Annotated in this window: 22 protein-coding genes; 15 read left to right on the top strand and 7 right to left on the bottom strand. The window is 62.0% G+C overall.

Annotation, left to right across the window (positions count from 1 at the left end; genetic code table 11):
• Window positions 1-3 precede the first annotated feature (3 nt).
• A complete protein-coding gene (locus AC1D1B_RS13480; RefSeq protein WP_477332854.1) occupies window positions 4-1,167 on the bottom strand; it encodes an ATP-grasp domain-containing protein in 1,164 nt (387 codons plus the stop codon).
• Between the two features lie 515 nt (window positions 1,168-1,682).
• Here AC1D1B_RS13480 and leuA point away from each other — a divergent pair.
• From leuA to AC1D1B_RS13460, 4 genes are all read left to right on the top strand, one after another.
• Window positions 1,683-3,359 (top strand): 2-isopropylmalate synthase, encoded by a 1,677-nt coding sequence (leuA, locus tag AC1D1B_RS13475; RefSeq protein WP_477333311.1) that lies wholly within the window; start codon window positions 1,683-1,685, stop codon window positions 3,357-3,359.
• 194 nt (window positions 3,360-3,553) lie between these two features.
• Window positions 3,554-5,323: a hypothetical protein gene (locus tag AC1D1B_RS13470; RefSeq protein ID WP_477332852.1), complete on the top strand. Its 1,770-nt coding sequence runs from the start codon at window positions 3,554-3,556 to the stop codon at window positions 5,321-5,323.
• A 105-nt stretch (window positions 5,324-5,428) separates the two neighbouring features.
• Window positions 5,429-6,232, top strand: a complete 804-nt coding sequence (locus tag AC1D1B_RS13465; RefSeq protein WP_477332850.1) for an alpha/beta fold hydrolase — start codon at window positions 5,429-5,431, stop codon at window positions 6,230-6,232.
• A gap of 84 nt (window positions 6,233-6,316) precedes the next feature.
• Window positions 6,317-6,934 carry a hypothetical protein gene (locus AC1D1B_RS13460; RefSeq protein ID WP_477332848.1) on the top strand — a complete coding sequence of 206 codons (618 nt, stop codon included), beginning with the start codon at window positions 6,317-6,319 and terminating at the stop codon, window positions 6,932-6,934.
• On the opposite strand, the gene AC1D1B_RS13455 is transcribed toward AC1D1B_RS13460, so the two are convergent.
• Window positions 6,924-7,856 (bottom strand): metallophosphoesterase family protein, encoded by a 933-nt coding sequence (locus AC1D1B_RS13455; protein ID WP_477333310.1) that lies wholly within the window; start codon window positions 7,854-7,856, stop codon window positions 6,924-6,926. The genes AC1D1B_RS13460 and AC1D1B_RS13455 overlap by 11 nt on opposite strands.
• Window positions 7,857-7,927: 71 nt before the next feature.
• On the opposite strand from AC1D1B_RS13455, the gene AC1D1B_RS13450 reads away from it, so the two are divergent.
• Window positions 7,928-8,428: an NUDIX domain-containing protein gene (locus AC1D1B_RS13450; RefSeq protein ID WP_477332846.1), complete on the top strand. Its 501-nt coding sequence runs from the start codon at window positions 7,928-7,930 to the stop codon at window positions 8,426-8,428.
• A 65-nt stretch (window positions 8,429-8,493) separates the two neighbouring features.
• A complete protein-coding gene (locus tag AC1D1B_RS13445) occupies window positions 8,494-8,970 on the top strand; it encodes an ABZJ_00895 family protein (RefSeq protein WP_181061277.1) in 477 nt (158 codons plus the stop codon).
• 21 nt (window positions 8,971-8,991) lie between these two features.
• Here the strand turns inward: AC1D1B_RS13445 and AC1D1B_RS13440 are convergent, their stop codons facing one another.
• A complete protein-coding gene (locus AC1D1B_RS13440; protein ID WP_477332844.1) occupies window positions 8,992-9,978 on the bottom strand; it encodes a glutathione S-transferase family protein in 987 nt (328 codons plus the stop codon).
• A gap of 270 nt (window positions 9,979-10,248) precedes the next feature.
• Between AC1D1B_RS13440 and AC1D1B_RS13435 the strand changes: the two genes are divergently transcribed.
• From AC1D1B_RS13435 to AC1D1B_RS13410, 6 genes are all read left to right on the top strand, one after another.
• Window positions 10,249-10,785, top strand: coding sequence for a GNAT family N-acetyltransferase (locus AC1D1B_RS13435; RefSeq protein WP_477332842.1), 537 nt, complete (start codon window positions 10,249-10,251; stop codon window positions 10,783-10,785).
• Window positions 10,786-10,890: 105 nt separating this feature from the next.
• Window positions 10,891-11,652, top strand: coding sequence for a 3-hydroxyacyl-CoA dehydrogenase (locus AC1D1B_RS13430; RefSeq protein WP_477332840.1), 762 nt, complete (start codon window positions 10,891-10,893; stop codon window positions 11,650-11,652).
• Between the two features lie 6 nt (window positions 11,653-11,658).
• Window positions 11,659-12,831 (top strand): CaiB/BaiF CoA transferase family protein, encoded by a 1,173-nt coding sequence (locus AC1D1B_RS13425; protein ID WP_477332838.1) that lies wholly within the window; start codon window positions 11,659-11,661, stop codon window positions 12,829-12,831.
• A gap of 36 nt (window positions 12,832-12,867) precedes the next feature.
• Complete coding sequence (locus AC1D1B_RS13420; RefSeq protein WP_477333309.1) at window positions 12,868-13,638, top strand: HugZ family pyridoxamine 5'-phosphate oxidase; 771 nt, start codon at window positions 12,868-12,870, stop codon at window positions 13,636-13,638.
• 158 nt (window positions 13,639-13,796) lie between these two features.
• Window positions 13,797-14,135, top strand: a complete 339-nt coding sequence (locus tag AC1D1B_RS13415) for an ArsR/SmtB family transcription factor (RefSeq protein WP_181061271.1) — start codon at window positions 13,797-13,799, stop codon at window positions 14,133-14,135.
• 57 nt (window positions 14,136-14,192) lie between these two features.
• Entirely contained in the window at window positions 14,193-14,996 is an 804-nt protein-coding gene (locus tag AC1D1B_RS13410; RefSeq protein ID WP_477332836.1) for a TrmH family RNA methyltransferase, read from the top strand.
• 35 nt (window positions 14,997-15,031) lie between these two features.
• Here AC1D1B_RS13410 and AC1D1B_RS13405 read toward each other — a convergent pair whose 3' ends face one another.
• Both AC1D1B_RS13405 and AC1D1B_RS13400 read right to left on the bottom strand, forming a co-directional pair.
• A complete protein-coding gene (locus AC1D1B_RS13405; RefSeq protein ID WP_477332834.1) occupies window positions 15,032-16,183 on the bottom strand; it encodes a coiled-coil domain-containing protein in 1,152 nt (383 codons plus the stop codon).
• A gap of 303 nt (window positions 16,184-16,486) precedes the next feature.
• Window positions 16,487-17,023 (bottom strand): DUF1134 domain-containing protein, encoded by a 537-nt coding sequence (locus AC1D1B_RS13400; RefSeq protein WP_235984549.1) that lies wholly within the window; start codon window positions 17,021-17,023, stop codon window positions 16,487-16,489.
• Window positions 17,024-17,414: 391 nt separating this feature from the next.
• Between AC1D1B_RS13400 and chpT the strand changes: the two genes are divergently transcribed.
• Window positions 17,415-18,044, top strand: coding sequence for a histidine phosphotransferase ChpT (gene chpT / locus AC1D1B_RS13395; protein WP_477332832.1), 630 nt, complete (start codon window positions 17,415-17,417; stop codon window positions 18,042-18,044).
• Window positions 18,045-18,302: 258 nt separating this feature from the next.
• Entirely contained in the window at window positions 18,303-18,671 is a 369-nt protein-coding gene (locus AC1D1B_RS13390; RefSeq protein ID WP_181061265.1) for a response regulator transcription factor, read from the top strand.
• A gap of 84 nt (window positions 18,672-18,755) precedes the next feature.
• Here AC1D1B_RS13390 and ctrA read toward each other — a convergent pair whose 3' ends face one another.
• Window positions 18,756-19,451, bottom strand: a complete 696-nt coding sequence (gene ctrA, locus AC1D1B_RS13385) for a response regulator transcription factor CtrA (protein ID WP_006203583.1) — start codon at window positions 19,449-19,451, stop codon at window positions 18,756-18,758.
• A gap of 450 nt (window positions 19,452-19,901) precedes the next feature.
• Between ctrA and AC1D1B_RS13380 the strand changes: the two genes are divergently transcribed.
• Complete coding sequence (locus tag AC1D1B_RS13380; protein ID WP_477332830.1) at window positions 19,902-20,279, top strand: flagellar export protein FliJ; 378 nt, start codon at window positions 19,902-19,904, stop codon at window positions 20,277-20,279.
• Between the two features lie 107 nt (window positions 20,280-20,386).
• On the opposite strand, the gene AC1D1B_RS13375 is transcribed toward AC1D1B_RS13380, so the two are convergent.
• Complete coding sequence (locus AC1D1B_RS13375) at window positions 20,387-20,791, bottom strand: winged helix-turn-helix transcriptional regulator (protein WP_477332828.1); 405 nt, start codon at window positions 20,789-20,791, stop codon at window positions 20,387-20,389.
• Window positions 20,792-20,845: the final 54 nt, after the last annotated feature.

The raw sequence follows: 20,845 nt of genomic DNA, 5'->3' as shown, positions 1-20,845 counted from the left end.
CGCCTACGCCTTTTCCGCGTGGATATAGGCGACGGCCTCGCGCAACGCTGCTTCGTCCTTGGAGCGCATCTGATAGGCGTAATTTCCCATGGCGCGGCTGAAAACCTTTTCTATCGGCTGATGGTGGACGATCTTGTCGCGATGCGCGGCTAGCACGTCCTCATGGCTGTGCAAATAGTGGAGGTGCTGCTTGCGGCTGGCATAGGCGGTGAAATACTTGCCCTCATAAGGCCCGCCGGCAGCGTCCTTCACCACCATGTCGGCCCACGCCGCGTAGACGTCGATGTCGAACGTGTAGTTGATCGCATCGGTCATCCAGGCGCCGGGCGGCCGCATATTGACCTCGAGCGCGATGACGCGGTCCTTGGTTTCGAACAGCTCGATGTGAAAGAAACGCTCACGCACGTCGAACGCCTTCAGGATTTTCCTGCCCGCCTCCTCGACCGCGGGCCTGATCTTGGGAAAGCAGGTGTAGCTCATGTGGCGGTCCTTGTTGACCACCTCCATGACGCTCTGGTCGTAGCGGTGGCTGGCGGCAAGCACCACCTCGCCGTCGCGGTTGACCAGCCCGTCGAAGGTGACCACCAGCCCCTCGATGAACTGTTCCATGACGAAGGTCACATCCTCGGGCTTGTCCCGGAAGAACTGATCGAGCTCTTTCGCGTTCGAGATCTTGAAGGTGTTCGAGGCGCCCGAGCCGGAATCTGGCTTCACCACCACGGGATAGCCGACGCGACGGATGAAGGTCATGGCGCCGGCACGATCGGAGCATTTGCGCTGCGCGATGGTATCGACGCCGCTCTTGCGGAAGAAGGCGCGCATGCGGCTCTTGCGCTTCAGATTCTTCACGAAGTCGAGCTTGGTGCCATAGATATTGAAGTCGGTGCGGATATTGGCTTCCAGTTCCAGCCAATGCTCGTTGAGCGACTCGAAGCGGTCGATGCGGCCCCATTTGTGGATGAAATGGCCCATCGCCCGGAACACCGGATCGTAATCCTCCATGTCGGCAATGCGATAATATTCCGACAGTGCCGCCTTCAGCTTGCCGTCCAGCGCATCGAAGGGCGCATCGCCAATGCCCAGCACCGTGGCGCCGGCCTTCTTCAGCCGGTCACAGAAATCGGCGCCGTTGGTGGGAAAATGCGGCGAGAAGAAAACGAAATTCATGGATGACCCCTCCCGGCATCGCGACCTCGTCCATGCATGTCGCCCGGACTGCGAAGGAACGACGACACGCACGAAACAACACCAAGTCTGGCGTATTTGCCGCGCGCGGGGAAGAGGCCCGGAATGGGCGCAAATGCGCCTACTTGCCTCTCCATGGCCGCTCCTGTATGAAAACCGCCATGAACACGCGCGCCTCCTCCGTCGCTTCCCGTCCGACCGGCTTTGCCGGCGAGACCGTTCGCGCGCTGGCATCGACCCTGCTTCTTCTCGGCCTTATCGGCGATCGCCGGGTTCGCTGAAGGAGCGCCCGGCGGTCGAACCGCCGCTTACGCGCACGCTCCTTGGCCAGTTCAAATTGGCACTTCACATCAAGCGAACGAAAATCTGGTAAGGCGCTGCTCGCCACCAATCCGTCTGAAGACCGATCCGCGAGCCGCCGGGAGAACAAGACGATGAACGCACGAGAAGAAATCCGATCCGGCGAAGCCGAAAGCGTAAAGCGCGCGGCCGGCCACATGCCGGGCGCCGCCCGCAAATACCAACCCTATCCGACCGTCGGCCTCACCGACCGCACCTGGCCCAACAAGGTCATCGACAAGGCGCCTGTCTGGTGCTCGGTCGATTTGCGCGACGGCAACCAGGCGCTGATCGATCCGATGGGCCATGAGCGCAAGGCGCGCATGTTCGGCCTGCTGCTCGACATGGGCTTCAAGGAGATCGAGATCGGTTTCCCCTCAGCCTCGCAGACCGACTTCGACTTCGCCCGCTGGTGCATCGAACAGGGCAATGTGCCGGCCGATGTCTCGCTGCAGGTGCTGGTGCAGTGCCGTCCCGAACTCATCACCCGCACCTTCGAGGCGCTGCAGGGCGCCACCAATCCAATCGTGCATTTCTACAATTCGACCAGTGAGTTGCAGCGCCGCGTCGTCTTCGAGAAAGACGTCGGCGGCATCAAGCGCATCGCCACCGATGCGGCCAAGATGATCACCGACATGGCCGCCAAGGCCGGCGGCGGCTATCGCTTCGAATATTCGCCGGAAAGCTTTACCGGCACCGAACTCGAAGTCGCGCTGGAGATCTGCAACGCCGTCACCGAGATCGTCAAGCCGACGCCCGACAACAAGCTGATCATCAACCTGCCGTCGACGGTCGAGATGTCGACGCCCAACATCTATGCCGACCGCATCGAATGGATGTGCCGCAACCTCGACAACCGCGATAACCTGTTGATATCGCTGCATCCTCACAATGATCGCGGCACCGGCATCGCCACCACCGAACTCGGCCTGATGGCGGGCGCGGACCGCGTCGAAGGCACGCTGTTCGGCAATGGCGAGCGCACCGGCAATGTCGACATCGTCACCCTGGCGCTCAACATGTACACGCAAGGCGTCGATCCGCATCTGGATTGCTCCGACATCAACCGGATGAAGGACGTCTACGAATATTCCAACCAGCTGAAGATCACCGAGCGCCACCCCTATGTCGGTGAACTCGTCTACACCGCCTTTTCCGGCTCGCACCAGGACGCCATCAACAAGGGCATGAAGGCGCTGAAGAAGGCAAACACGCCGGTGTGGGAAGTGCCCTATCTGCCGATCGATCCGGCCGATGTCGGGCGCAGCTACGAGGCGATCATCCGCATCAATTCGCAATCGGGCAAAGGCGGCATCGCCTACGTGCTGCAGGCTGATTACGGCCTCAATCTGCCGCGCAATCTGCAGATCGAGTTCAGCCAGGAGATCCAGGCGATCACCGACGCGGAAGGCAAGGAAGTGCCGGCAAAGCGCATCCACGACCGCTTCCTCGAGACCTATGTCGACCAGCCTGGCGGTCGGCTCAAATTCCTCGACCACCAAACCTATCCCGATACCGAGATAAAGGGCCGGCGCGTGGTCGAGGCGGTGATCCTCGACAACGGCAAGGAGACGACCATCACCGGCTCCGGCACCGGCCCGATCGACGGCTTCGTCAATGCGCTGTCGCGCCATGTCGGCGTCGACATGTCGGTGCTTGATTATTCCGAGCATTCGCTCCAGCGCGGCTCGAACGCCTCGGCAATCTCCTATGTCGAGATGGAATATCCCGGCGGCAAGCTGTTCGGCGCCGGCATCAACACCAACATCGTCGCCGCCTCGCTGGAAGCCGTGGTTTCGGCTGCCAACCGGATAATCGGCCGCAAGGCCAGCTGATCTCTTCCCGGGCGTCGTATCTCGGCGGCGCCCGGAAATCCCCCATTTGCCGGGGGAAATTCCGATTTTTTCGCGTTAACCATAGGCAATTATCCGGTGCGGTACGCGATCGCATAATATTTGGATGCTTGTGTGGTGGTGCAGGCGCTATATTATCGCGCCTTAACCTGTGCCGACTTCGAGAGGATCGACACTTGCAGCATGCCACGCCTGCCGCCCCCGCAGTGCGCGAGACACTGGAGCGACTGCTCGCCAGCGAAACGTTCGGACGGTCCGAGCGCGCACGCAAGTTGCTGCGCTACCTTGTGGAGCGCGAGCAAGCCGGCGAAGCCGACAGGCTCAAGGGTTTCTCCATCGCCATGGACGTCTTCGGCAAGGACGGCGATTTCGATTCGTCGACCGATGCCGTGGTCCGGGTGCAGGCCGGCCGGCTGCGCGAACTTCTCCAGCATTATTTCGCCAATGAAGGCATAGCCGAACCGGTCCGCATCGCCATTCCGCGCGGCGGCTATGTGCCGTCCTATGAACTCAACGCCATACGCCTGCCGGTTGGGCAGGAGCCGGTGGCGCTGGCGCAGGCGGTAGCCGCCTTGCCCGGATCGCCTGACCAGGCGGCTCCTGCCACGCTCCCCGCGATAGCTTCGGTGGTTACAGAACCCGGACCTTCGCTGGCGCGCCATCTACAGTTCTTCTGGGTCGCCATGACGCTGGTCATCCTCATGCTGGGCCTGCTCATCCTACGCCAGGGCAGCGGCGCACTGCTTGCCACCAGCGATCCGGCGGCGGTGGTCGAGACCGCGGGCGCCACGAGCAGCATCGCATCGCCGACGATGGAGGCCCTGCCCCTCGTCTACATCGCCGTGAAGGCCACCGGCCCCGAGGCAGGCCGCGTCGCCGCCTCGCTGCGCGCCGGTCTTGCCGGTTTCGACACCATCGACTTCATCGGCCGCGACGCCGACAGCAAGCGCGACCCGAGCACCGACCCGACCAGCTTCGTTTTCGATGTCCTGCCGGGACCCATGGCAGGTGACGTGACGCTCGAGTTGCAGAGCGTGGCGACCGGCCGCGTGCTTTTGTCGCGCAATCTGACGGCCGGCGACACCACGCCTGGTACCGTCGAGGATCGTATCGCCACCATCCTAAGTTCGACCATTCCCGCCGCCGGCCCGCTGTACAGCTACATCGAACAGAACGGCATTCAGACCGGGCTGACGAGGTGCCTGATCCTCAACGACAGATATTATCTCGACCAGAGCACCAAGACTCACGAGGCCGCCTATCGCTGTCTGGAAAGCCTTGCCAGCCAAGGCGCGAAATCGTCGCTCGTTTATTCGGAACTGGCATCGCTCCATCTCGAGGCCGCGACCGATCACTACGCCTATCCGCCTGACGCGACGGTCGAACAAGCGATGTCTTTTGCCCATCGCGCCATCCAGATGGGGCCGACCAGCCCCTACGCGCACCGCGCATACGGTTACCTGTACTCGCGCCTCGGCAACACCGAGGAAGCGATCCGCTGGATGCGCAAGGCCTATGAGCTCAACCCCTACGACCTCAGCATGGCTGCCGCTTACGGCTATGGCCTGATCTTCGCCGGCAAGTATGCCGAGGGAACACCGATCCTGACCCATGCCGTCGAGACGTTCAGCGGCCACCCGACTTGGTGGGATTACGGGCTTTTCGCCGGGCAGTTCATGCTGGGCGATATGAACAAGGCCGCCATCGCCAGCGAGTCGCTGCGCACGACGGCGATGAAATCGCATTATCTGGCGGCACGGCTGATCGGCGCCAAGGCCGCCGGCCGCGAGCAGCTGGCGGCCAAGCTTCTGGATGAGCTGACCACCAAATTCCCAAAATTCGCCGCTGACCCGCGTGCGGCTTACGCCGAGCGGAAATATCCTGCCGATCTGACCGAGCGGCTAGTCGAGGCGTTGCGAGCCGCGGGCCTCGGCAACGCGAGCTAATCTTTCCGGATCGCGAAAATTTTACTGGCCATCGGTCTGGACTGGGCGCAATCCAGCCCCAATTCAAAATTTCCTGTCCGATCTTGCAATAATCATACATTTTTCATGGTCTCATCCCTCTATGTTGCCGAGCGGGGCGTCGGGCCGACGACGGTCGTCCTGCTGCATGGCTTCGGCGGTTGCCACGACATCTGGCGCGAGGTGACCTCGGCGCTGGCGCCTGACATCAGGACATTGGCCTACGATCTTCCGGGACACGGACTGTCGCTCGATTTCCCAGGCAGCGGTCCCGCCAGGACGGCGGCGCGAGCGGTTCTCGCTGATCTCGCCGCGCGCGGCATAGCAAGGGCGCATGTCGCCGGCCATTCGATGGGCGGTGCGGTCGCTGCGCTGATGGCGCTGGCCGAGCCTGAAAGGATAGGCTCGCTGACGCTTCTGGCGCCGGGCGGTTTTGGCCCGGAGATCAACGGACCGCTGTTGCGCCGCTACGCAGCGGCGGCCGACAGACGGGAAATTCGCGCCTGCCTTGCCGCCATGTCGGGGCCGCAAAGCCCGCCGCCGGAGCGCATCGTTGGTGTCCTGGCGGAAGTACGCCGTCGCCCCGGCCAGCTGCGCAAGCTGATCGAGATCGCAGTCGGCATGACCAGGGATGAGCGGCAGGGCGTCATCCCCCGCGAACAGATGGACACGCTCGATATGCCGGTGATGGTGGTTTGGGGAACGGACGATCCGGTGCTGTCCGTTACCCAGGCTGATGGCCTGCCGGCGCATTTTCATATCCATCACGTGCTGGATGCCGGCCATATGCTGGTCGAAGAAGTGCCTGAGGTGGTCGCTCAGGCGGTACGCCGGAACATGGCACGCCGCAGCAGGCGCCTGCGTCCGACACTTGGCGCCGCGGCGAGCTGAACCTCACCAGCTTCCGGCATCTCGCCAGTGCATTTTGCCGGCGGCTGTGTTAACTCGCTATTAACCATATATTAGCGAGGGATAATGAAGGACTCAGACGAGCAATTCACCTCTTTAACCCCGTCGCGCAAACTGTCCGATGCCGTTCGCGACGTAAAGAACGCCCTTGCCGATCGCGACGATATCGTGGTCGACATGCGAGATGCGCACCGCATGCGGCTTGATCTGCTCGCCGCTGAACTCACCCCGGTCTTTGCCGAAGTGCCCACCGACATGGACAATTTCGACTTCGTCGTCTCATCGGGCCTGCAGCCGCGGCTGTGGATCGACGCCGTCAGCCATGTCGCCATGGGGCGTGACCGCCGAACCTACCGCTTCCTCAGGGATACCCGCATTGGCCGCGTCGTTTTGGCCGAGTCGACCGATATGAAACCGGTTGCCGATCAGGTCACGCGCTATGTGGCGGAGCGCATCGTCGAGCGTCAGCGTATGATGGAGGGCGGCGTCGAGCCGGCCGTTGCCGGCCTGAACCGCGCCGCCGTGCGGGAAGCCGAACCACCCTTGCAAGCAGCCGCGCCCGGCAAGCGCTGGTCGACCTTCCTGTCCGGCCTCGGCCTGATCGCCGCCGGCGCCCTAGTTGGCCTTGCTGTGTCGGCCGTGCTGTTTTGGGATCGCATCCTGGCGATGAAGATCAGCTTCTGATCAGCGATTTTGCCTCGGCATCGACGCCGAGTTCCATCACCTGCAGGTCCGACGGCGGCATGGCCGGCCCGGTCAGGCCACGCCGCGTCAGCCGGATCCGCCAGCTGCCCTTTTCCCCGTCAATGTCGAGCAGATTGTACTGTGCCGCCGGGTTCTTGCCGCCTGGCGACTGCCCGGCGGCGGCGACGCCGACAACCGGAATCCTGGTGCCGCGCCCGCCGATAAAGAACAGCGACGGCAGATGCGAATGGCCGTGCAGCACAAGCTCGGCGCCATGCCGGTGAACGGTCTTGTGGAAGCGGGAGATGCCGAACAGGCGTTTTTGTTGGGTGACGGCGCCGCGCACCGGTGGATGATGGATCATGATCACCCGCAGCAGGCCGCGTTTGGCGGTTGCGTCGAGCATCGAGGCCAGCCTTTGCGCCTGGCCTTCGAGGAAGAAGCCGTTGGCCATGAAGGGTGCTGTGGCACGCGCCGTCGAAACGCCGATCAGCGCGACATTGCCGCGCACGCGCAGATAGGGAAAGGTGTTGCGGTCGATCGGCGCAGTCACGCCGTCGCCGGTCATCCATGCTGCCCAGGAGCGGCAGACCTTGTCGAAGGCGCCCGGCACATAGGCGTCGTGATTGCCCGGCACCACCGAGACATCTTCCGGCGAGCCCAGCGTCTCCAGCCAGTGTTTTGCCATCTCGATCTCGCCATCCAGCGCCAGGTTGACCAGATCGCCGGTAACAGTGAGGTGGTCGGGACCGCTCGCCTTCATGTCGGCGACGATGGTATCGATGACGGCATCGTGCATATGGCGGCGGCGGTTGCGCTGCCAGTTGACGTAACCGACCACGCGCTTGGACGCGAGTTCGCGATAGGTTACACCGGGAAGCGGCCCCAGATGGACATCGGAAATATGCGCGAGCCTGAACATCCTTCCTTCATAGGCGACGCGCCCTGCGCTTTCCACTCACTGTTTCCTGTCCACTCGCGGTTTCGCTAGCGATGGCGATATCGGACCCGGAGCAGGCGTTTCGCCAGACCGGCTGGGCGGGCCTCAGGGCAAGGCTGTTCCATCTCTATTTCCTGCTGCGGCGGCCAATGACGCTTGGCGTGCGCTGCCTGATCCACCACCGCGCGTCGAACTCCGTCTTCCTCATCCGCCACACCTATGTTCCCGGCTGGCAGTTGCCGGGCGGTGGCGTCGAAGTGGGCGAAACGCTTGACGAAGCGCTGGCGCGGGAATTGACGGAGGAAGGCAACATCGCACTCACCGCCCCGCCGCTGCTGAGATCGATGCATTTCAACCGCCGCTCGAGCCGTCGCGACCATGTTGCCTTCTACCTGATCGAGGCCTTTAGCCAGACGGCGCCGAAGCTGCCAGACCACGAGATCGCCGAGGCCGGCTTCTTCCTGCTCGACCGTTTGCCGGAAGGCACGACGCCGGCAACGCTGCGGCGGATCAATGAGGTTTTTGGAGGCGAACAACCTTCGCCCTATTGGTGAGCAGCGATTTATCTTGTCGTGAGGGGTCAAGCCGCTATTGTCACCTAAGCTCTGGGGAAAACTGAATGCCATCCGATAGGACCGAAGCCGTAAATCTGTGGCCCTATGTCGGGATTTATATTTTGACACAGGTGATACTTTACTTGGCGTGGCTTGGTTTTGGCTTCCTGGTGCCTGCTCCGAACAGTGTTAACTCAGCCGCCAGCTTCGTCATTATATTTGCTTCGACATTTTTCGCCTACTCAGTGTTCATTCGGCGAAACGGAAGACTTTTTAACCGAGGTGAGTATTGGAGAATGGTGCTCTTTTCAACAGCAGCAGCGTTGATGTTTTCAGCGGTATGTTTGCTGGTTTCAATTACAATCGGCATCGCGCCCGATGTCGCCGGCATCCCTGCTCTCGCCTGGATCATAGTGTTCGTCGTGTTGGCGGCTTTTGGCTTTTGCCTCAATGCAGTCGGCTTCTCCAAATGGTTCGGCAAGGTCATGCTGAAGACATTCAGTGCCAGACAGATCCAACTCGATACAGAACCCTTCAAATAGATAGATTGCCACCGGGCAGATTCACGCCGCTTTCCTGAAGCGCGCCCGGTCATGCGGCGCGGCGTAATCCAACTCCGGTCCGACCGGCACGATGCGCGTCGGGTTGATGCTCTCGTGGCTGCCGTAATAATGCGTCTTGATGTGATGAAGGTTCACCGTGCCGGCGACCCCGGGCACCTGGTAGAGATCGCGCAGATAGTTCGACAGGTTCGGGTAGTCGGCGATGCGGCGCAGATTGCATTTGAAATGGCCGACATAGACCGGGTCGAAACGCACCAGCGTGGTGAACAGACGCCAATCGGCCTCGGTGATGCGCTCGCCGGTGAGATAGCGCTGGTTCGACAGTCTCTCCTCCAGCGTATCGAGCGCAGCAAACAACTCGTCGAACGCCTCCTCATAGGCCACTTGCGTGGTGGCAAAGCCGGCGCGGTATACGCCATTGTTGATGGCCGGATAGACCAGCGCATTGATCTTCTCGATCTCGCCGCGCAGCGCCGGCGGATAGAAATCGACGCTGGCATCGCCCCATTCGTCGAAGGCGGAATTGAGCATGCGGATGATCTCGGCGGATTCGTTCGAGACGATGGTCTGTTCCTTCTTGTCCCACAGCACCGGCACCGACACCCGGCCCCAATAGGCGGGATCGGCTTTGGTGTAGATCTGATGCAGGAAATCGAGGCCGTAGAGCGTGTCGCCAGTGGCTCCGTCCTCAGCCAGAAAAGTCCAGCCGTCGGCGCCGAGGAAATGATACACGACCGAAACCGAGATGACGCCCTCGAGCTTCTTCAGCGCCCGGAAGATCAGCGTGCGATGCGCCCACGGACAGGCGAGCGAGACATAAAGATGATAGCGGCCGGGCTCAGCCTTGAAGCCGCGCGTGCGGCCTTGCGCCGGCGCGCCCTCACGCGTGATCCAGTCACGCCACTGCGTCTCGGCGCGGATGAACCTGCCGCTGCTATCGACCTTGGCCGGGCGATCCTGCCATTTGCCTTCGACCAGCAATCCCATGCGAAATCTCCTTGCGTGCGTTTCGCCAATGTAGGCGTAACGCGGCAATGTCGAAGGCGTCATCTGCTGAACAGAGCGTCACCCGTCCGAAATGCCTGATGAAAACGGCCGATTGCAGCGGCCGAAAAATGATGCTAGCGGACACTCCGCATGTTCGACTTTGCCTCGATACGGTTTGACCGACGACGAAAGGGCGCCCGCGCTTGATGCGCTGACTGGCGAACGCTGCCGCTTGCAGCAACCTTCCTCGTATATCGGACCGCGAAGACCATGAGCCTTGCCGACGTGAAATACCTGCCGGAAACCCCGGCGCATGATCCCGAAATCGAAGCCATCAACGACGAAGCCTTCGGCCCTGGCCGTTTCGTGCTGGCCGCCTACAAGATCCGCGAGGCCGGCGGCCACGAGCGCTCGCTGTCCTTTGTCGCCGTCGACGGTGACATCGTCGTTGCCTCGGTGCGCATGACCCGCATAGCCGCCGGCGCCGGCCGCGCGCTGATGCTTGGACCGCTTGCCGTGCGGCCTACCTTCAAGAATCTCGGCATCGGCCGCCGGCTGGTGGCGATCGCACTGGAAGCGGCCGCCAAGGCCGGCGCGCCGGCGGTGATCCTTGTCGGCGACGAGCCTTATTACGGTCCGCTCGGTTTCAAGAAAATCCCGCGCGGCCAGATCTCCATGCCGCGCCCGGTCGACCTCGACCGGCTGCTGTCGCATGAGATCGTGCCCGGTGCGGTGGCGCGGCTCTCTGGCGAGGTCGGCCATGCCAGCCTTGCCAAGATTGCCGAGCACGCGCCGGTGATGGCCTGACCTCCAGGATCCGTCCCGGCACCTGTCGCGATTGACCCCCACGGTCAGGTTGCACCATGGCGGCGACCTCCGTAGCATGATCAGGAACAGCACGGAGGACGCGGCATGAACCCGAACGGCCAGATTGCGATCGTAACCGGCGGCGGCTCCGGCCTCGGCGAGGCAACCGCCCGCGCACTGGCCGACAAGGGCGCGCGCGTCGCCATTTTCGATATCGGCATCGACCGCGCGGCGAAGGTGGCGGGCGACATTGGCGGCACCGCCATCCAGTGTGACGTCAGCAGCGCCGACAGCGGTGCGGCCGCGGTCGCCGAAGTGGAAAAAAGGCTTGGGCCGGCGCGCATCCTGGTCAATTGCGCCGGCATTGCCATCGGCGTGAAAACCATCGGCAAGGAAGGCCCGCACCCGCTCGACCAGTATCGCAAGGTGATCGAGATCAATTTGATCGGCACGTTCAACATGATCCGCCTCGTCGCCGACCGCACTGCCAAGCTCGAACCGGTGCAGGGCGGCGAGCGCGGCGTCATCGTCAACACCGCTTCGGTCGCCGCCTATGACGGGCAGATTGGCCAGGCCGCCTACGCCGCATCCAAGGGCGGCGTCGTCGGCATGACGCTGCCGGTCGCCCGCGATCTCGCGCGCTCCGGCATTCGCGTCTGCACCATCGCGCCCGGCATCTTCAAGACTCCGATGATGGCCGGCATGCCGCAGGAGGTGCAGGATTCGCTTGGTGCGGCCGTGCCCTTCCCGTCTCGCCTGGGCGAGCCGTCCGAATATGCGGCACTGGCGTTGCATATCGTCGAAAACCAGATGCTCAACGGCGAGACCATCCGCCTCGACGGGGCGATCCGCATGGCGCCGAAATAGACGGCCATGGCGGCCGACGCAGCCGCAGTGAAAACCGGTCCGCTGGCCGGCCTGAAAGTCATCGAGATGGCCGGGCTTGGCCCGGTGCCGCTGGCCGGGCTGATACTATCGGAGATGGGCGCCCAGGTGCTGCGCATCGAGCGCACCGGCTCGGACCAGCCACTGCCGCCACTCTCCGATGAGCACAATCTCGACCGGCACGGCCGCTCCATCCTGCGTGTCGACCTCAAGCAAGCACAAGGCACCGAGCTGGTGTTGCGCCTCGTCGAGAGAGCCGATCTGTTGGTCGAAGGCTTTCGCCCCGGTGTCATGGAGCGGCTCGGTCTCGGCCCAGATGCCGCATTGGCGCGCAACCCGGCGCTGATCTACGGCCGCATGACCGGCTTCGGCCAGGACGGGCCGCTGTCGGCTCGCGCCGGCCACGACATCACCTACCTCGCCTATTCCGGTGTGTTGCATGCCATCGGCCGGGAGGAAGGCCGGCCGGTGCCACCGCTGAACCTGATCGCCGACAATGGCGGCGGCGCCATGATGCTGATCGCTGGCGCGCTCGCCGCGCTGTTTGAGCGCTCGCGCTCCGGCAAAGGCCAGGTGGTCGACGCGGCGATGGTCGAAGGCGCTTCCATGCTGGCAGCGCCCATACATGCTTTCATGGCGGCCGGCCTGTGGAACGACCGGCGCGGTGCGAACCTGCTCGATTCCGGCGCGCCCTTCTACGACACCTATGAGACCGCGGACGCACGCCACGTCGCGGTCGGTTGCCTCGAACGGCGCTTCTTCGCCGAATTCGCCAACCTGCTGCCGCTCGGCGAGCATTTTATCCGCGGCCAGTACGACAAGGCGCTATGGCCGGACATGCGCGCCGCCATTGCCGGCCGCTTCAGGCAGAAGACGCGGGACGAGTGGGATGCATTGTTTGCCGGAAGCGACGCTTGCGTCGCACCGGTCCTGTCACTGACCGAAGCCAGGGATCATCCACACAACCGCGCCCGTCACGCATTTGTGAGGACAGGCGCGCTCGAACGCCCGGCGCCTGCGCCGCGCTTTTCCGCCTCGCAGCCGTCGCTTGCCACCATGCCGGATGATGACGACCAGCGGCCGCAGACATTGCTGGCGCGCTTCGGTTTTTCGGCGGATGAGATCAAAGCGCTTGTCAAATCCGGTTTGATTGGCCAATAACTGGATGAAGAAAATCAACTTAACCCGGTGAGCATTTTGGACCAGCCGAAGAAGGACGTCATTCGCACGACGGACGCCGAGGCGGTCAGGCTGGCTGGCACATTGATCCGCAGCGCCCGTTTCGGTGCCCTGGCGGTGATCGAGCCCAAAACCGGTTCGCCGCTGGCCTCCAGGGTCGGGGTCGCCACCGACACCGACGGCGCGCCGCTGATCCTTGTCTCGGCGCTCTCCGCCCACACCGGTGCGATGCTTGCCGATCCGCGCTGCTCGCTACTGGTCGGTGAACCCGGCAAGGGCGATCCGCTGGCGCACCCCAGGATAACGCTGGTTTGCCGGGCCCAGCCGCTTGAACGCGGTTCGGGCGCGCATGCCCGCGCCGAGCGGCGCTATCTCAACCGCAATCCCAAGGCAAAGCTCTATTCCGGGCTCGGCGATTTCTCGATCTTCCGCCTCGAGCCGGAGCGCGCCAGCCTCAATGGCGGGTTCGGCAAGGCCTATCTGCTCGACCGTGCCGATCTCATCACCGATGGGCCGATCGTCGACGAGTTGGCCGCCAGCGAACAGTCGGCTCTCGACCACATGAATGCCGACCATCTCGACGCAATCGCCGTCTATGCCCATCACTTCGCCAGGGCCGAAGGTGATGGCTGGATCATGACCGGCTTCGACGCCGAGGGCATGGACCTGGCATCGGGCGACACCGTTTGCCGTGTCTATTTTCCGCAACCATTGAGGACCGCGCGCGACCTGCGACCCGTCCTCGTCGACATGGCCAAGGCCGGACGTGCGCCGGCTACGCAGGGTTAGCAAGGATAATCGTCATGAATCAAAAGCATGTCTTGAGATTTGGGCGAAATCATCTACGATTCACACGACGCTGAATCAGCAGCGCGATCCATCGCTGAATTATAGCACCTAACGCTATTTGCCCCCATAGCGTTCGGATGAGCAGGGAAACATGGGGCATGGTCTCGACCAAACTAATCGCCAATGCCGAATCGGCGGCGACATTTCTGACCCTTATGGGCAACGAAAAGCGGCTTTTGATCATGAGCTATCTGACCGACGGTGAAATGTCGGTCGGTGCCATCGCCGAAAAGGTGGTGCTCAGTCAGTCCGCTTTGTCGCAACATCTGGCCAAGCTCAGGGCGCTCGATCTTGTCGAGACCCGCCGCGACCGGCAGATGATCTACTATTCCTGCAAGTCGGAAGCCGTGCGCGAGCTGTTGCGCATGCTGGACGGCGTTTTCGGGATAGGCGACTTGTCCCAGATGGCAACGCGTCTGCGCCGCGCCGGGACTTGACCTGCGGCTCCGATCGCTCCTTACCTCGCTGACGATTTTTCGCCGGCCGAGGTATTGATGGATCCGATCCAGATCGACGACGCGCACGATCCGCGGGTCGCGGCCTATCTCGACATCCGCGAACGCGATCTCACCGGCCGCCATGGCCGGTTCGTCGCCGAAGGCAAGGTGGTGCTGGACGTTCTGCTGTCAGCCGGACGCTTTGCCGCGGAGTCGATCCTGGTTCTCGAAAACCGGCTGGCCGGGCTCGACGACATCCTGCGCAAGGCCCCTGCGGACCTGCCGGTTTACGTTGCGGCAAGCGAGATCATGGACAGGATCGCCGGCTTCCACATGCATCGCGGCATATTGGCAATCGGCAGCAAGGGCACGCCGCAGCTCGCAGAAGCCTTGCTCGACACCTTGCCTGCCGACGCGCTGATCGTCGTGCTCATCGGCATCGCCAACCATGACAATATGGGATCGATCTTCCGCAACGCGGCCGCCTTCGGCGCCGATGCGGTGTTTGTCGACGCGACCTGTTGCGATCCGCTGTATCGCAAGGCGATCCGCGTCTCCGTTGGCGCGGCGCTGAAGGTTCCCTTCGCCTCCTTCGGCGACACTGAACCTTTCATCGCCAAGCTTGACGCGTTGGGCTTCGGGCAGGTCGCTTTGTCGCCGCGCGGTGAGGCTGACATTCGCGATGCCGCGAGACCGAAACGACTGGCGCTCTATCTCGGCACCGAAGGCGAAGGCCTGCCCGAGAGCCTGCTTGCGCGCCTGCGGACGGTGCGGATCGCAATGTCTGAAGGCTTCGATAGTCTGAATGTCGCAGCCGCCTCAGCGATCGCGCTGCATCATTTTTCGAGTGGAAAGTCGTAGTCGCCGAGGATTTTTGAAAGCCCGCGGCCTGAAGCTCAGCCCGCCGAATCTGCCTTCTGCAGCGCCCGGACGCGATCGGCGAGGCTGGTGGTCCCCGATCGCGTTTCCTGCGGCGCCGCCAACGCCTTGGTGATCGGCGAATCGGGTCCTTCGAGCTTGGCGGTCAGGCTGACGACCTCTGCCGCCAGGGTGTTCATCTGTTCACGCAACGCATCACCGGCGCTGCGCCTGTCGTCGCCATTTCTCGTGGTTTCGGAACCGCCAAGCTCCGTCTTCAGCCGCTTGTTCTCGCGGGCCAGTGTCGTCAGCCTGGCTTCCAGCCGCTCGCGATCGCCTTCGAGCTTGGCGAGCACCTTGTCCATGTCGTTGTTCCTGGCTGGGGCATTGTCCTGCGCGCCAACCAGGCCAGCAGCCACGGGGCCTCCCGCAGCGTCACCCTTCAATCGTTCGCGAAGCCGGGACAGTTCCTTTTCGCGGCGATCGAGCTTGTCCTCGCGATCGGCAAGTGTGGCGAGCAGACGCTCGAGCTTCTTCTCGAGATCGGCCGTTCTTTTCTTCTCGGCCTTCAAGGCATCTCGCATAGCCTTGCCCTCGGCGACGACCTCTTGATGGCGCTTGTCGGCTTCCTTGCGCTGGCCGCGCAGCACCGAAATGTCGTTGGCAAGCTTTTCCAGCTCGGATTCGCGCGCCACCAGTTCGATCTGACGGTTGCTGGAGGAGAAGGAGGCGTCGTCATACATATGCTCGATCTTTTCCAGCTCAAGCGCGCGCCTTTCCATCATGCGCTCGGCCTGCACCAGCTTGTCCGTCAGCTGCTGCAATTGCTGCTCGCGATGCAGCAGCTGTTCGTTTTTTTCTCCCAGTTCGGTAAGCGCCTGCTTCTTGTCCTTGCGCTCGACCGCCAGGCCTTTCAGCGCCTCGTGCCCTCGACTGATTTCGACGAGCTGCTCATTCACCTGCTCGCGCAGCGTCTTGACGCTGATTTCGAGCCGACGTGTCGTCATGGCGAACTCGGCCCGCAAGCTGTCCTTGTCGGCCTGGATCTCGGCCAGCGTTCGCGGCACCGACGCCTCGACACGCTTGCGTGTCAGCGCGACCGCCCGCCGCCAGATGGCCGGCGCAACCAGCAGCGCCAGAAAGCCGGCGCACAAAAAGCCGAGGGCGAAGAACAGGATCGACTGAACCAAGGTGACTACCCGTTACGGGCGGGCCGCTATCCGGCAACCGCCAAGTCTGGACTTTGCCATGTTCGCATGACGCAAATCCAGCGCTGCGGCAAGAGTATGCCGCAGCCAGGTTCAGCTTGTGACCTCACAAAATGCGCTCGATGGCATGATCGCGGGCTGAGGCCATGTTGAGATTCAGGTCAGGCCGAGCCGAGAATGGTTGATGCCGAGAACCGGAACGGAGCGGACATTGGTCCGTGAGTACCGGAAGCGCAGGTATCAGCCATTCGCGGGCCGGCATCACCTGAATATCAATATGCCCACTCAGAAGGGATTCCAGGTCGGCCGTTGCGTCAGCTTCAGATAGCCGAGATTGACGCCAAGCCGCGCGCCGACGCCGGTGCGGATCGGCACCAGCAGGACCCTGTTGTTCTGCAGCACGTTGAAGCCAACGCCGGCCACGACATAGGCCGAACCGGCGACGCCGCCGAACCGGTTGTAGAGATTGCTGACGTCGTCAAGATTGTAGACGAGCATCATCACCCGCGATCCCTCGCCGCCGAAATCCCAGCCGAGCGACGGACCTTGCCAGAACACCTTATGGTCGCCGGCATTCTTGGTGTAGAGCGTGCCTTCGCCATAGGTCAGGCCGCCGATCACCGCGCCGGAACCCTCTTCGCCGAGCAGATAGCCATTGGGCAGGCCGTAGGAGGCAAAAATCTTCTCGACAACGGTGGCGAGACCGCCCGACGTCGCGCCGAAGAACTTGTGACCGGAATCGACGATCTCCTGAGCGGTGTATTCCTGCGCCCGCGACGCAGAGGTTGAGAAGGCGAGAGCGCCCATGAGGGCAATCGCCATGAAGAAGACACGGACAAAGGTCCGGTCGTAGAATCGGGAAACCATGCTTCCAATCTCCGTCAGGGAGCACTTTCGCCGACGCCTCGCACCCCGTCCGGCTCTTTAGGCGGCCGTTAAGGATGACTGTTACGGGCAAACTATGCCGTAATCCTTTTTCAACCATTAACCTTCCACATGAACATGGCGGTTCGAAGGCTGTCTGACCGTCTGCGCGGGCTCCCATCCTGTGCAAACACGCCATTTTTGCTAACGAGAATTGTGGATTTGTTGCTGCACGCTCGGGCGCTGTGTATTCAGAAGCGCTGGGGAAAAAGCGTGATTCGGGTGGGTGAGGCGCGACGGCCGGTCGCGTGGCCGCCCGGATGTGAATTTTTAGCAGGGATTTTCGCCGATGGCCGAGCTTTTCACTCTCTCCGCACCCGACCTCGCAGCCTTGTTGTGCAGCCGCGTCTGCCACGACATCATTTCGCCGGTTGGGGCCATCAACAACGGCCTTGAACTGCTCGACGAGGGCGGCGCCGACGAAGACGCCATGAAGCTGATTCGCCAGAGCGCCAGAAACGCTTCGGCCCGCCTGCAATTCGCCCGCATCGCCTTCGGCGCCGCCGGTTCGGCCGGCATGATGATCGACACCGGCGACGCCGAGTCCGTCGCTATCGCTTTCCTGAAGAACGAGAAGCCGGAACTGGTCTGGAACGGGGTTCGCGCCCTGCTGCCCAAGAACAAGGTCAAGCTGCTGCTCAATTTGCTGCTCGTCGCCAACGCCGCCATCCCGCGCGGCGGCAAGCTGGTGGTCACGCTGGAAAACCTCGACACCGAGCCGCGCTTTGCGCTTGCGGCGAGCGGCCCGATGCTGCGCGTGCCGCCGAAATTCCTCGAACTCCATTCCGGCAACAAGCCCGAGGAGCCGATCGATGCCCATTCGGTCCAGCCCTATTACACGCTGCTCTTGGCGCGTGAGGCCAATATGACGATCTCGATCCACGCGACCGCCGAAGAGATCGTGCTGTCCGCGGTCTGACGATCCGAAGCCGTTTGCCGGCTCGGCCAACGCCCAAGAACAAATCAAGTATCTTTTGCCACTGATATTTGCGGCCTTGGCCGAAATTCAGAACAGCCAAGCTTCATCGTCGGTGACGCGTCCGCCGGGGCGGCGCGCAAACGACATTTTTGCAAAAACTTTACCTAACGGCTTTTCGGCTTCTTTACCAGATCGGTCTAAGGTGCATCCCGATACCCGGATGCCGCCGGTTCGCCCCACGGCAAAGAGGACCCGGAAATGAAGCGCTGCATGTTTGTCGACGATTCAAGTGTGATCAGGAAGGTCGCAAAACGGATTCTTGGCGGCTCCGACATGGTGGTGATCGAAGCGGCCACCGGACTGGACGCGGTCGAGATGTGCGCTGCCGAGATGCCCGATGTGATTGTCGTCGACGGCGCCCTGCCCGACATGCAGGCGGTCGATCTCATCCGCCAGGTCCGCGCCATGGAAAGCGCGATCAAGCCGCAGATCCTGATTTCGCTGGTCGAGGTCGATGTCGCTTCTATCATGAAGGCAAAGCGCGCCGGCGCCCAGGGCTATCTCTTGAAGCCGTTCAACCGGCCGCAACTGCTTGAGCGCTTTCGTACTCTGAAGATCGCCGCCTGATTCGGGTCGGCTCGACCAAAAGGAACAGCAAAAAAGCCCGGCCTAAGCCGGGTTTTTTATTGAATTCAATCAGATGATGTTCGCTCAGGCGCTGACGCGGATGTCTTCCGGCTCGCGCAGCACATAGCCGCGACCCCAGACCGTCTCGATGTAGTTCTGGCCACCGGACGCAGCGTCGAGCTTCTTGCGCAGCTTGCAGATGAAGACGTCGATGATCTTCAATTCCGGTTCGTCCATGCCGCCATAGAGGTGGTTGAGGAACATTTCCTTGGTCAGCGTGGTGCCCTTGCGCAGCGAGAGCAGCTCCAGCATCTGGTATTCCTTGCCGGTCAGATGCACGCGCTGGCCGCCGACTTCGACGGTCTTGGCATCGAGATTGACCACCAGGTCGCCGGTGGTGATGACCGACTGGGCATGGCCCTTGGAGCGGCGCACGATGGCGTGGATGCGGGCGACCAGCTCATCCTTGTGGAACGGCTTGGTCATATAGTCGTCGGCGCCGAAGCCGAGGCCGCGCACCTTGTCCTCGATGCCGGCCATGCCGGACAGGATTAGGATTGGCGTCTTCACCTTGGAGAGGCGAAGTGTCCGCAAAACTTCGTAGCCGGACATGTCGGGAAGGTTGAGATCGAGAAGAATGATATCGTAATCGTAAAGTTTACCGAGATCGACGCCTTCTTCGCCGAGGTCGGTCGTGTAAACATTAAAACTTTCGGATTTGAGCATCAGCTCGATGCTCTGAGCGGTTGCACTGTCGTCTTCTATCAGCAGAACGCGCATTTCATTCCCCTTTTCTGCCGCCGGACCATGTCACGACCCATCCGGGACCGGAGCAGTGATTGCCTGAACAGAGGCTGCCATCGAATGGTTAACAAAACCTAATTCCGCACCCAGGACGGTACCAGATTTTTTAACCCCTTTCTACACCCTCTTGAATCTAATGATGAATCACAGACCCAAATCGCTAATGCAACACATTAATAAGTTGGACTAAGTGACTCAAGGGACTCGCTGGCCGGCTTCCGTATCGGGAGCCGGAATTTTTACCCGGCCTTAAGTCCTCGCCCTTATGATTAACAATGCCCGTAAACGAATGGTTACCAACGGCGAAAAACTTTAGGAATTTGTTTCCCATAGTTCGGGGAATGCCGGTGGATACGGGTGGCGCCAGGCCCTGGCGGACGGATTGGACGATATGTGCAGGTGTGCGTTTTCCGGGAGTACCGAATCATGAAGTCACGTGAAAACCTCGTTCGGCTGAAGCAATTTCAGGTGAATGAGAAGCGGCGGCAGCTGCTGCAGCTCGACATGATGATCGCCGAGTTCGAGCGCATGGCCGTTGAACTGGAGCTTCAGATCTCCGCCGAGGAGAAGAAGGCCGGCATCACCGACATCAACCATTTTGCCTATCCAACCTTCGCCAAGGCGGCGCGTCTGCGCCGCGACAACCTCAGAAACTCGCAAGGCGACCTCGCCCAACAGCGAAGCGCTGCCGAATCATTACTCGGCGAGGCTGAAGCGGAGCTTTCCAAGGCCGAGATGCTGGAATCGCGCGACACCAAGATCCGTGACGCGGAACTCGGCGGCCGCAGCGCCATGATCGGCTGAAGACCGGATCTGATCCAGCCGGCGGCGCCTGACGCCGCGCTTCGCTTTGAGTGTAGCCGGACCAAAGGTTCCGGCGCCGCTAATCTGGCCGCAAGGCGGCCGCAGCTTCAGGCCTGTGCCAGCAATTCCGCTTCCTGGTTCGCCGCTGCCCTTGCCCGCGCCTCCTTGATGTCGGGCACATGTTCTTCCGACCAGGACCGTATCTGGGTGAGCAGCCCCGCCAGGTTCTGGCCAAGTTCGGTCAATTCATATTCCACCCGCGGCGGGATCACCGGAAAGATTTCGCGCCGCACCAGCCCGTCGCGCTCCAGAATGCGCAGCGTCTGCGTCAGCATTTTGGGCGTGATGCCTTCCAGCCTGCGGGCCAGTTCGCCATTGCGCAGCCGGCCGCGGCGCAACGCGCAAACCACCAGATAGACCCATTTGCTGGCCAGCATTTCGAGCACGGCATGCGAAGGGCACGTTCGCCGGAAGGCATCGTAGCCGAAGCCGCAATCATCATCACTATCCATGAGGTGCCTATATATAGAAAAGGTACATACTAGACAAGGGAATATTACTATCCA

The sequence above is a fragment of the Mesorhizobium sp. P2_C5_2 genome, from assembly GCF_056404535.1.
The sequence above is the reverse complement of the archived record's forward strand: the minus strand, read 5'-3'. Positions and strand labels throughout refer to the sequence as shown.

Coding starts and splice junctions, on each gene's coding strand:
- AC1D1B_RS13460 (WP_477332848.1), top strand. CDS start 6,317: ATGAAGGACTCAGACGAGCAATTCACCTCTTTAACCCCGTCGCGCAAA.
- AC1D1B_RS13440 (WP_477332844.1), bottom strand. CDS start 9,978: ATGGGATTGCTGGTCGAAGGCAAATGGCAGGATCGCCCGGCCAAGGTC.
- chpT (WP_477332832.1), top strand. CDS start 17,415: ATGGCCGAGCTTTTCACTCTCTCCGCACCCGACCTCGCAGCCTTGTTG.
- AC1D1B_RS13430 (WP_477332840.1), top strand. CDS start 10,891: ATGAACCCGAACGGCCAGATTGCGATCGTAACCGGCGGCGGCTCCGGC.
- AC1D1B_RS13455 (WP_477333310.1), bottom strand. CDS start 7,856: ATGTTCAGGCTCGCGCATATTTCCGATGTCCATCTGGGGCCGCTTCCC.
- AC1D1B_RS13435 (WP_477332842.1), top strand. CDS start 10,249: ATGAGCCTTGCCGACGTGAAATACCTGCCGGAAACCCCGGCGCATGAT.
- AC1D1B_RS13450 (WP_477332846.1), top strand. CDS start 7,928: ATGGCGATATCGGACCCGGAGCAGGCGTTTCGCCAGACCGGCTGGGCG.
- AC1D1B_RS13375 (WP_477332828.1), bottom strand. CDS start 20,791: ATGGATAGTGATGATGATTGCGGCTTCGGCTACGATGCCTTCCGGCGA.
- AC1D1B_RS13390 (WP_181061265.1), top strand. CDS start 18,303: ATGAAGCGCTGCATGTTTGTCGACGATTCAAGTGTGATCAGGAAGGTC.
- AC1D1B_RS13415 (WP_181061271.1), top strand. CDS start 13,797: ATGGTCTCGACCAAACTAATCGCCAATGCCGAATCGGCGGCGACATTT.
- leuA (WP_477333311.1), top strand. CDS start 1,683: ATGCCGGGCGCCGCCCGCAAATACCAACCCTATCCGACCGTCGGCCTC.
- AC1D1B_RS13410 (WP_477332836.1), top strand. CDS start 14,193: ATGGATCCGATCCAGATCGACGACGCGCACGATCCGCGGGTCGCGGCC.
- AC1D1B_RS13480 (WP_477332854.1), bottom strand. CDS start 1,167: ATGAATTTCGTTTTCTTCTCGCCGCATTTTCCCACCAACGGCGCCGAT.
- AC1D1B_RS13380 (WP_477332830.1), top strand. CDS start 19,902: ATGAAGTCACGTGAAAACCTCGTTCGGCTGAAGCAATTTCAGGTGAAT.
- ctrA (WP_006203583.1), bottom strand. CDS start 19,451: ATGCGCGTTCTGCTGATAGAAGACGACAGTGCAACCGCTCAGAGCATC.
- AC1D1B_RS13465 (WP_477332850.1), top strand. CDS start 5,429: ATGGTCTCATCCCTCTATGTTGCCGAGCGGGGCGTCGGGCCGACGACG.
- AC1D1B_RS13445 (WP_181061277.1), top strand. CDS start 8,494: ATGCCATCCGATAGGACCGAAGCCGTAAATCTGTGGCCCTATGTCGGG.
- AC1D1B_RS13400 (WP_235984549.1), bottom strand. CDS start 17,023: ATGGCGATTGCCCTCATGGGCGCTCTCGCCTTCTCAACCTCTGCGTCG.
- AC1D1B_RS13425 (WP_477332838.1), top strand. CDS start 11,659: ATGGCGGCCGACGCAGCCGCAGTGAAAACCGGTCCGCTGGCCGGCCTG.